This window comes from Nonomuraea sp. NPDC003709, from assembly GCF_040610775.1.
Lineage (GTDB): Bacteria > Actinomycetota > Actinomycetes > Streptosporangiales > Streptosporangiaceae > Nonomuraea > Nonomuraea angiospora_A.
Map to the genome: position 1 here is coordinate 394779 of NZ_JBEXMW010000003.1, position 10720 is coordinate 405498.

8 protein-coding genes and 1 CRISPR repeat array (1 of these 9 running past the window's edge) are annotated in these 10720 nt (G+C 67.6%); all 8 genes read left to right on the top strand.

The features are described 5' to 3' along the window. A CRISPR array of direct repeats spans positions 1 to 402; the repeat unit is 28 nt; unit sequence GGAACACCCCCGCATGCGCGGGGCCGAC; it begins 5055 nt to the left of the window's first position. Positions 403 to 650: 248 nt separating this feature from the next. The 8 genes from cas3 (at position 651) to cas2e (ending at position 10125) form a co-directional block, all read left to right on the top strand. Next, on the top strand, positions 651 to 3500 hold the full coding sequence (gene cas3, locus ABZX61_RS10470) for a CRISPR-associated helicase Cas3' (protein WP_355194055.1): 2850 nt from the start codon (positions 651 to 653) through the stop codon (positions 3498 to 3500). A 243-nt stretch (positions 3501 to 3743) separates the two neighbouring features. Then, positions 3744 to 5402 carry a type I-E CRISPR-associated protein Cse1/CasA gene (gene casA, locus ABZX61_RS10475; protein WP_355193320.1) on the top strand — a complete coding sequence of 553 codons (1659 nt, stop codon included), beginning with the start codon at positions 3744 to 3746 and terminating at the stop codon, positions 5400 to 5402. 35 nt (positions 5403 to 5437) lie between these two features. Next, positions 5438 to 6052, top strand: a complete 615-nt coding sequence (gene casB / locus ABZX61_RS10480; protein WP_355193322.1) for a type I-E CRISPR-associated protein Cse2/CasB — start codon at positions 5438 to 5440, stop codon at positions 6050 to 6052. Positions 6053 to 6079: 27 nt separating this feature from the next. After that, a complete protein-coding gene (gene cas7e, locus ABZX61_RS10485) occupies positions 6080 to 7228 on the top strand; it encodes a type I-E CRISPR-associated protein Cas7/Cse4/CasC (protein WP_355193324.1) in 1149 nt (382 codons plus the stop codon). Next, the gene (gene cas5e, locus ABZX61_RS10490) at positions 7225 to 8016 is read left to right on the top strand and encodes a type I-E CRISPR-associated protein Cas5/CasD (protein WP_355193326.1); all 792 of its coding nucleotides are present in this window, start codon (positions 7225 to 7227) and stop codon (positions 8014 to 8016) included. Before cas7e ends, cas5e begins: the two co-directional genes overlap by 4 nt. Next, positions 8013 to 8801 (top strand): type I-E CRISPR-associated protein Cas6/Cse3/CasE, encoded by a 789-nt coding sequence (cas6e, locus tag ABZX61_RS10495; RefSeq protein WP_355193328.1) that lies wholly within the window; start codon positions 8013 to 8015, stop codon positions 8799 to 8801. Before cas5e ends, cas6e begins: the two co-directional genes overlap by 4 nt. Beyond that, entirely contained in the window at positions 8801 to 9850 is a 1050-nt protein-coding gene (gene cas1e, locus ABZX61_RS10500) for a type I-E CRISPR-associated endonuclease Cas1e (RefSeq protein WP_355193330.1), read from the top strand. Before cas6e ends, cas1e begins: the two co-directional genes overlap by 1 nt. Further along, a complete protein-coding gene (gene cas2e / locus ABZX61_RS10505; protein WP_185069385.1) occupies positions 9847 to 10125 on the top strand; it encodes a type I-E CRISPR-associated endoribonuclease Cas2e in 279 nt (92 codons plus the stop codon). Before cas1e ends, cas2e begins: the two co-directional genes overlap by 4 nt. Positions 10126 to 10720 lie beyond the last annotated feature (595 nt).

The window sequence follows — 10720 nt, forward strand, 5'->3', positions numbered from 1 at the left end:
AGGTGTCCGGAACACCCCCGCATGCGCGGGGCCGACTGCTGCTGTGGCTGTACGTCCATGCGTGGCCGCGGAACACCCCCGCATGCGCGGGGCCGACCCCCTATCTCCTCCTATTAATTCCACCGGTCGCGGAACACCCCCGCATGCGCGGGGCCGACCATGAAGAGCCTGGTGTGGCTCGCCATCGGCGCGGAACACCCCCGCATGCGCGGGGCCGACGCGCCAACGCCGCGGCGGCTGCAATCGGCCTGAGGAACACCCCCGCATGCGCGGGGCCGACTCGAGCGCGTCCACACCCTCCTGCGGGTAGACCGGAACACCCCCGCATGCGCGGGGCCGACTCCATCGCCCCGTCATAGGTCTCGCGCGCCCGCGGAACACCCCCGCATGCGCGGGGCCGACACTTCTTCACCTGCGGGTTTACCGGTGAAGTGCGCTGGTTTCCTTCGGTTGCAAATCGGTGGGCTGCTGCATTCCCTGCCTACAGCTTCTCTTCAGATTGATCTTTCTGCTAACGCTACGCAGAAGTCGAACGATACCGGAGATACGCTGTGCGGCTCTGTTTTGTCGGTGGCGGTGGTTAGGGTGCGGGGTTGATGGGCGGAGGTGTGATGAAGTGGCATGACGCGCTTGATTGCGACCCGGTCGTGATGCGGCAACTTGGTGCGCTTTGGGGTAAATCGCGCCAGAAAGCAGGAGGTAGGATAAATCTCCTGCTTTCGCATCTATTGGACACTGCGGCGGTAGCGGAGCAAATATGGGATAACTATCTGGCTCCCTCCACAAAACGGATATTGAACGCGCTTTCGCAGGGTCGGGGCAGGCTGTTTTTCGCGTGGTTGTGTGGGGTTCATGACTGCGGTAAGGCGACCCCGGCATTCCAGAGGGTTGACGCCGATGGAGCGGACGCGGTCCGACGGGCTGGGTTGAGCTGGATCGAGCCGGTGGTGCAGAAGGCCCGGTGGCGGCATGACAAGGCTGGCGGAACGCTTGTGCTGCGTCTGCTGAAGGAGGCCGGCTGGGAGGGCGAGCAGATCGCCTGGTTGTGGCCACTGGTCGCCGGTCATCACGGGACGGTGCCGTCGAAGGGGGCTCTGCTGGGGCTGCGGACGGGTCGGGGCGAGCCTCAAGGAAAAGGCCCCGCCTGGGCGCGCGTTCAGGCGGCGGTGGTGGAGGTGTTCACGCGGCTGGTCGGGTTCGCAGATCTAGCCGACGTGCAGCCTCAGCGAGTGCCCAGCCGGGCGGTGCAGCTGCAGCTCAGCGGCCTGGTGGTGATGGCGGACTGGATCGCCAGCGACGAGCGGCACTTCCCTGGCGTCGATGACCTGGCCGATGTGACCATGCAGGGCGCTCGGGATCGAGCGGTGAAGGCGTGGGGGCGACTCGGCCTGCGGGGTGGCTGGGGACGGCTGGATGACCCGACGCAGGATGCCTTCGCGTGCCGGTTTGATCAAACGCCTCGCCCATCACAGGAGCTCGTGCTGGACGTGGCCCGCCGGATCCCGGGGCCGGGGTTGCTGATCGTCGAGGCGCCGATGGGGGAGGGCAAGACCAAGGCGGCGCTGGGCGCGGCCGAGGTACTGGCCGCAAGGTTCGGTGCTGACGGGGCGTTTGTTGGTATGCCGACGCAGGCGACGAGCGACCCGATGTTCAGCCAGGTCCGTGCCTGGTTGAACAAGATCGACCCTGAGCTGACACGGCAGGTGGCGCTGCTGCACGGCAAGCGGATGTTCAACAAGGAGTGGCAGAGCCTGCTGGACGGGTCGGACGCCGACCCCGACAGCTTCTATGGCGGTATCGAGGAAGACGACCTGTATGGGCTGGCCGACTCGCCGTTCGGCGGCGAGGGGACGGCGGAGCGGCAGGCGCCGGCGGAATGGTTCCTGGGGCGTAAGCGCGGACTGCTCAGCCCGTTCGTGGTCGGCACGATCGATCAGCTGCTGTTCGCGGCGACGCGGACCAAGCACGTGATGCTGCGCGCCGCCGGACTGATGGGCAAGGTCGTGGTACTGGACGAGGTGCACGCCGCTGACGTGTACATGTCCCAGTTTCTACTGGAGGGATTGCGCTGGCTGGGGCAGGCGCAGGTGCCAGTCGTGCTGCTGTCGGCCACCTTGCCTCCCGCGCAGCGCAGCGCGTTCGTTGCGGCGTATCTGGCTGGTGCAGCTTCGGCGGAGACGTTCGACGTCACGGATTTGCCGCCGCCGCAGAGCTATCCCAGCGTCACCGCAGCGTGCCTGGTCGACGGCCGGGCGGTCTACGACGTCGATGACGCGCCGCAGTGGCGGCCGGACCTGGACGTGACGGTGACCGTGCTGCCGGAGATCCACGGTGCGGACACAGTAGAAGAAGAGAGCCGGCAGGCTGAGAACGACCTCGCCGAGCTGCTGCTGGACCGGCTGGCTCAGGGCGGGTGCGCGCTGGTGATTCGGAACACCGTGCCCCGAGCGCAGCATGCGTACCAGGTGCTGCGCGAGCGGTTCGGCGACGGTGACGTGCGACTGCTACACGGTCGCATGACCGCACATGATCGCGCAGAGGGCACCGAGGAATGCCTGCAATTACTGGGCCCGCCGGGCAAGGACGGGACCCGACGGCCGGAGCGGCTGATCCTCGTCGCGACGCAGCTGGCCGAACAGTCCTTCGACGTGGACGCGGACGTGCTGGTCACCGACCTCACCGCGATCGACCTGCTGCTGCAACGGCTCGGCCGGATGCACCGCCATGACGGGGTAGCCCGGCCGGCACGAGTACGTCGGCCGGAGGTGATCATCACCGGGTTTGCGCCGCACGGAGAGAAGGCGCCGTGGATATTGCCGGCGAGCGAGGCCATTTACGGCCGTTACTTGCTGTTGCGCACTGCTGCCATGGTCTGTGCTGCGGACGGCGGTAGCTGGTCGGTGCCGAGTGAGGTGCCACGTCTGGTCGAGCGCGTGTACGGCGATGCAACCGACGTGGTCCCGCCCGCGTGGAGCGCGGACGAGCAGCAGGCCCGCCAGAAGTGGACGGCCCAGCAGGAGGAACGGGCCCGGAGCGCCGAGCACTTCCTGCTCACCCGCGCTGGCGAGCACACGAATGGGACGCTGGACAGCCTGCACTATGGCGCGGCTCCCGGCAGCCTGGCCGAGCACAGGCTGGAGGCCGTGGTCCGGGATGGGGAGCGCAGTTTGGAGGTGATCCTGGTACGCGAGGACCAGCGGGGCTACCACACGCTGGCAGGCCGCTGGCTGGGAGTCAATGGCGAGGCACTGTCAGACGACGTGGTGGAGGAAGTACTCGGCGCGACCGTACGACTGCCGTCCAAGCTGACCGAGCCGGCCGAGCGCGAACTGGCGCCGCTGGACGGCTGGCGAAGCCACCCTTGGCTGAAACACAGCCGGGCGCTGAAATTGACGGCCGATACCCCAACCACCCTGGGTGAGTATCACGTGCGGTACGACGAGAAGCTTGGGCTGTTGGTCGACGGCGGTTCACGGCGCCCACCCCGGAGACGCACATGAGCCCCGCACGGCCAGACGGCTTCAGGCACTGCCCTGATGGAGAAGACCGCCCGGCTCGCGCGGGGCTGGATCCCCGCATAGCGGGGCCGACGTATGCCCGAAACACGACCACGGGCCATCCCCGCGCCATCGGTGACGCAGGGCCGACCCACACCACTTTACGGATTCTCGAGACGCGGTGACGTCCGGCATGGCACGCTCCAAACCGCAACCTCTAAACAGGACTAGTTAGAGGAGCTCTCAATGTTCGGCTACGACCTGGTCGACTCCCTATGGCTGCTTCCCCGGCCGCGGGGCGAGACCGCCGCAATACCTCGCTCCTTGCGGGAGACGCTGCTCCACGCCGACCAATTCGACGCGCTGGAAGTCGGGGTCTCCACGCACACCCCCGCGCTGTTGCGTCAGGTCCTTCTGCCTGTCGTCATGCACGCTCTGGGACGACCAGTGGACCGCGAGCAGTGGGCTCGTCGGTTCGCCAACGGGCGTTTCACCGAGTCCGAGCAAGAAGCGCTCAGCGCCTATCTGGACGAGGTTCGGCCTCGCTTCGACCTGTTCAGCTCCGAGGCGCCGTTCGCTCAGGCTGCCGGACTGCACACGGCGAAGGACGAGACGAAAGGCTCGGCACTGCTGGTTGCCAGCCAAGCGTCCGGGAACAACGTGCCGTTGTTCTCGACCCGCACTGAGGGTGATCCGCTGCCGTTGACCCCGGCTGAGGCGGTCCACTGGCTGCTGCACACGCATTGCTGGGACACCGCAGGCATCAAGTCGGGCGCGGCTGATGACACGCTGGCAAAAGCGGGCAAAACCACGGGAAACGTTACAGGTCCCTTGGGGTCGCTAGGCGTGATCGTTCCGATGGGGCGCACGTTGTTCGAGACGTTGATGCTCAACATCCCGATCGGACGCCAACCCGCCGATGATCTCCCGCAATGGCGACGCTCTCCCTCATCTGGGCAGTGGGTACCCAGACGTGCCACGGGTCTGCTGGACCTGTGGACCTGGCAGGCGCGGCGGATCCGCCTGATCCCAGAACAGACCGAGCACGGCTTGCGGGTCTGCCGGGTGGTGCTGTGCGCAGGGGACCGGCTGCAGGCCGTCCCGGAATGGGAGCCGCACACGGCCTGGACCTTCGCCAAAGAAGCCAAGAGCCCCACAGGCACAGTGCGCCGGCCGCGTCGGCACGTACCGGGCAAGGCCGCCTGGCGTGGCATGGAGGCGCTGCTGGCCGCGGAGCGGCAGAACGGTGACGGCGGCGTGGAGACCTCGGTGCTGCTGAGCCAGCTCGCCGATCTTCAGGCCGACGACGCTCTTCCCTTCGACTACCCGCTGCAGGTGCAGACGATCGGCATCGTCTACGGCACCCAGTCCGCGGTCGTGGAGGACGTGCTGTTCGACTCGATCCCGCTGCCGATCGCCGGGCTACGCACTGAAACCGACACCTACACCACCTTGGTCGAGGTGGCCGAGCAGGCCGAAGACCTGGCACGGGCGGTGAACAACCTGTCGAGCGATCTGCGGCGAGCACGTGGAGCGGATCCGATCCCCTGGAACAAGGGGCAGCGCCCCGGCGAGTTCGTGCTGCACGCTCTCGACCCACTGGTGCGGCGCTTCCTGGTCGGGGTACGGGCCAGCGCGGATGATCCTGACTTGCTGGAGCGGGGACGTACCGCCTGGGAGAAGCTCGCGTACCGACAAACCCAGGACGTGGCGGACAAGCTGCTGGCCACGGCTACCGGCAGCGAGTTCGCCGGGCGCGTGGTGAAGAAGGACAAGACGGAGTACATCTACCGACTGGCTTCCGCCGAGCAGAACTTCCGCCAGCGGCTACGCGCCGCACTGCCCCGCTGGGCTCAGTCCGTACGAGATGACCCGGACGCGGGACCCGCGGAACTCTCCGCCTGACGGGCACCGCTGTCAGCCTGAAAACGAGGACACCTATGACCTCCACCAACGATCGCGTCGTCCGGTATTGGAGCCGCTACGTGGCTGCCGACGGCACTTGGCGTCGCGAACAGGGTCCACCGCCGGGGGATGACCTGGCCGCCTTCCGCGCCGGACTGGGCCGCCTCGCGGGTACGGTGCCGGCCTTGTGGCCGTACTACACCTCGCCCATCGACGACCGGCTCGCCCGCCAGGGCAAGGTATCGCCCGAGCTGGCGGCTGAGCACGCCGCGCTCGCCCTGTACGGGCTGCATCAGCAGTCCCGCTCCGACCCCATGCACCGCCCCGGGATCCGGCTCGGTCAGGCGCTGCGGCGTCTGCACAAGCAGTCGGAGCACGACAAGGGGTTCTCCCGGGAGGCGGTGGAGCGGCGGGTCAACGCCGCTGCCTCGGCCACCCAGGTCTCGGCCTTCCTCACCCACCTGCGCGGCCTGATCTCCCAGCTGCGGACCGTGGGCGCGCCGCTGGACTACGACCGGCTGCTGCGCGACATCCACGACTGGCAACGCCCCGACACCCGGCAGCTGGCCCGACGCCGGCTCGGACTCGACTACTACGGCTGGCAGCCAACCCCGCAGGCGCCTGCCGAGTCCACGCCCAGCCCCGAATAACGTTCCCTGATCTCATCCGGAGTTCTCATGGCCAAGCGCCTGTACATCGACGTGCACATCGTCCAGACCGTCCCGCCCGCGAACCTGAACCGCGACGATCAGGGAAACCCGAAGGAGGCCTACTTCGGCGGGCACCGCCGGGCCCGGGTGTCGTCACAGGCGTGGAAGCGCGCCACTCGCACGCGCTTCGCCGAGCACACGCATGAACAGGACCACGCGACCCGAACCAAGCGCATCGCGGCCGAACTCGCCGAGCGGTTGGCCGACCGTACGGGCCTGGAGACTGAGCAGGCCACCCGCCTGGCCACTGCGCTCCTGCAGCCGCTCGGCATCAAGCCCGGAAAGAAGGCCGGCGACACCGCCTACCTGCTGTTCTTCGGCTACCGCCAGTTGGAGGACATCATCGATCTGGTCGCCGACCAGGCCACCGATCTGATCGCCCTGGAAGACGAGGAACTGGCCAAAGCCGTCAAAGACCTCCCTGTCGCCGCGAAACTCCAGCAGGGCCACCCGATGGACGTGGCGATGTTCGGGCGCATGGTCGCCGACATCCCCGCCCTCAACGTCGACGCCGCCGTCCAGGTCGCGCACGCGCTGTCCACCCACGCCGTGGACCTGGAGTTCGACTACTACACCGCCGTTGACGACGAGAACCCCAAGGAAGAGACCGGCGCCGGCATGATCGGCCAGATCGGCTTCAACTCAGCCACTCTGTACCGGTACGCCACCGTCAACGTTCCACAGCTGATCGACAACCTCGGAGACGGCGACGCCGCCCTGACCGCCGTTGACGCCTTCATCGAGCACTTCGCCCGCTCCATCCCCTCCGGGCACCAGAACTCCTTCGCCCACCGCACCTTGCCCAGCCTGCTCGCCGTCGTCGTACGCGAAGACCAGCCGGTCAACCTCGTCTCCGCCTTCGAAAAGCCGCTCCAACCTGACGAGGAAGGTGAGGGCCTGGCCGCCGACTCCGCAATCCGTCTGGCCGTGGAACACGACCGCGCCACTCGGCAATGGGGAGACACCCCCGCATACGTCGCCGTCTGCCACACCTTCGACCCCGACCGGCACACCGGCGAACGCCTGACCACGATCCTCGGCCCCAACACCCCCTTCCCCACCCTGATCGCCGACCTGCACGCCAGGCTGGCCGAGAAGATCGAGCAGACCCGATGACCACCCCCCAGGCCACGCTGGTCCTGCGCCTGGCTGGCCCGTTGCAGTCCTGGGGCGATCGGAGCGTCTTCAACCGCCGCGAGACCCGGCCAGAACCCACCAAATCCGGCATCCTGGGCCTGCTCGCCGCCGCCTCCGGCCGAGCCCGCGAAGAACCCCTGGACGACCTGCTCGGCCTCCATCTCGGCGTCCGCGTCGACCAGCCCGGCAGCCTGCTGCGTGACTACCACACCGTCAGTGACTACCGGGGACGCCCGCTGCCGCAGGCCGGCGTATCTGCCAAAGGCGTGCAAAAGCCCACCTCGCCAGCCAAGCACACGCACGTCACCCAGCGTTTCTATCTCCAGGACGCGGTCTTCCTCGCCGCTCTGCACGGCCCCACCGCCCTGGTGGAAACGCTGGCCGAGGCCGTCCAACGTCCCGCCTTCCCCCTCGCGCTGGGCCGCCGCTCCTGCGTCCCCACCCAGCCCCTCTTCCTTGCCGTCCGCCAAGCACCTCTACTCGAGGCACTGGAAAACGAGCCCTGGCAGGCCACCGACACCGCCAAACAGCTCTACGCTCGCGACCGCGGTCGCCCCGCCACAGTTCGCCTCCCGGCCACCGTGGACGACCCCAACGGTGAGGACTCGGCCACCGACGTCCCGCGCTCCTTCGCCCCCCGCGAGCGCAGCTTCACCAGCCGCCGCATCCACCACCTATGGATCACCCTGCCGACCGGATTCTCCAACCCCCGCAGCACCCCGGACAACCCGTCAAGCCACGACCCGTTCGCCCTCCTGGGCTGGTGACCACCGACATGACCTATCTATCCCGCATCAGAATCAATCCCCTGCGCGAGAAGAGCCGAGCGCTGCTGGCCAGCCCGCACGCCATGCACGGCGCCGTCATGTACGGCATCCCGGATGCACCTGCCGACCAGCGCATCCTGTGGCGTTTGGACGCGGACGATCCCCGCAGACCCATGGTGTTCGTCCTCACCGCCACTCGCCCGGACTGGAGCCACCTCGTCGAACAGGCCGGCTGGCCCGAAGCCGATGGCGAACATGCCGCCATCCGCGACTACGCCCCATTGCTCAGTCAGATAGCCGTCGGTCGCGAGTTCGCTTTCCGGCTCACCGCCAACCCCGTCCAGAACACTTCTACCCCCACCAAGCCCACCGCCACGCAACTCGAACGCGCCGCGGATACCAAGCGCCGCTCCTTCCGCATCGGCCACCGCACGGCCGACCAGCAACTCGCCTGGTTTCTGTCCCGCACCCAGCAGTGGGGATTCGAGGTTCCACCCTCGCGCACCGACCCGCCCGCCCTCGGCCTACACGCCGCCGCCGACGACCCGCAGCCGCCCGTACCCCGCGAGGTGCGCATCATCGCCCGAGCGCGCCGCTCCTTCCGCAAGAAGAACAACGGTGCCAAACCGGTCGTCCTTCACACCGCCACCTTCGAAGGTCGACTACGCATCACGGATGCGGTCGCGTTCACTGAGCGACTCCTGGGCGGCATCGGCCCGGCCAAGTCCTACGGCTGCGGCCTGCTCACCCTCGCTCCCCTGTCCGGTCTACGGCAGGAGAGGTGATGGCCGACATCTGGCAGAAGGCACACCCTCACGACCTGCACCGCATCGCGGACCGTGTCTCCAGCGTCTACATCGAACGCAGCCATATCGACCGCGACGAGAACGCCGTCGTCGTCATCAACAAACGCGACACCGTCCGCATCCCCGCCGCGATGATCGCTGTCATGCTGATCGGACCTGGCACCCGCATCACCCACGGCGCCGTTCAGCTCCTCGGCGACTCCGGCACTGCCGTGTGCTGGGTCGGCGAACAGGGCGTCCGCCTGTACGCCTCAGGTCTTGGCCCGAGCCGCGGGGCCGGTCTGCTCTACCGCCAGGCCTGGCTCGTCACCCGCCCCAAGGAACGCCTTGCCGTCGCCCGCGCCATGTACGGCATGCGATTTCCCGGCGAAGACGTCTCCGCCATGACCATGCAACAGCTGCGTGGACGCGAAGGGGCTCGCGTCCGCAAGCAGTACCAGCATCACTCCCAACGCACCGGCGTGGCCTGGACCGGCCGCGACTATCGCCCCGGTGACCCGTTCGCCACCGGCGACGACCTCAATCGCCTGTTGTCGGCGGCCAACACCGCCCTGTACGGCATCTCCCACGCCGTCATCGTCGGCCTCGGCGCCAGCCCTGGTCTCGGCTTCGTCCACACCGGCTCCGCCACCTCCTTCGTCATGGACATCGCAGACCTCTACAAAGCCGACTACACCATCCCCCTTGCCTTTGACCTGGCTGCCCAAGGCTTGACCGATGAACGCGACGCCCGCCTTCGCCTGCGCGACCGCATCGCCGAAGACAAACTCCTTGGCCGCATCGTCCGCGACATCAAAGCCTTGTTGGCCCTTGATGGGACCGAAGTCCCCGAGATCGACGTCAACGAACTTTGGGACGACAAGGTCGGCACCGTCGCAGGAGGCGTCAACTGGGCCGGAACCGAAGAGTTCCCCGACGATCCCCTCTACGCGGAGTTCAACCAGGCCGCCATGGGCGAGGACCACATCGCTGTCATCGGCCCTGACTTCGACAAACCTCTTCACACCAATGAGGCGAGCGACTCATGACCGTCATCGTCCTGGTGGCCGCTCCTGAAGGACTGCGCGGCCACCTCACCCGCTGGATGGTCGAAGTCAGCGCCGGCATGTTCGTCGGAAATCCCAGCAAACGCATACGCGACCGCATCTGGACCCTCCTCGCCAACCGCATCGGCGACGGCCAAGCCATCCTCGTCGAACCCGCCTCCAACGAACAAGGCTGGGCCCTCCGCACTGCAGGGAAAGACCGCTGGTACCCCGTCGACTTCGATGGACTGATTCTCTCCGCCCGCAATCGCCGATAAAACGTCAGCTCAACAATGTCGGCCCTCGATCTCTTCATCGCTAATAACCGTCGATGAAGAGGTCGGCCTCACGATGCAGGTCGGTTGGCCCCGCGCGGGATCACCCGAACGCGCCCGTGCTAACCCCACAGATCACGCTGTCGGTCCCTCCGCCCGCAGGGATCACGACGACGCCGTGGCGGGTACGCGCACCGACCCACCCACACGTCTCCTATAGAGGGATTTGCAACACGAGCGCGGTTCCGAGCATGGTGGTATACACCCCGCGTGCGCGGGGCCGACGCCAGGGCTTCCCCATATCCCTGGCCTGGACGGGAACACCCCCGCGTGCGCGGGGCCGACTTTCCCCACGTCACGTCACTGACTCCGGCCCGCGGAACACCCCCGCGTGCGCGGGGCCGACGCAAAATACGCCTCCCGGACGGAACCATCGCACGGAACACCCCCGCGTGCGCGGGGTCGACGTGGAGACGTGCCCCATGCGGTCGTCACGCAGCGGAACACCCCCGCGTGCGCGGGGTCGACGTGGAGACGTGCCCCATGCGGTCGTCACGCAGCGGAACACCCCCGCGTGCGCGGGGTCGACGTGGAGACG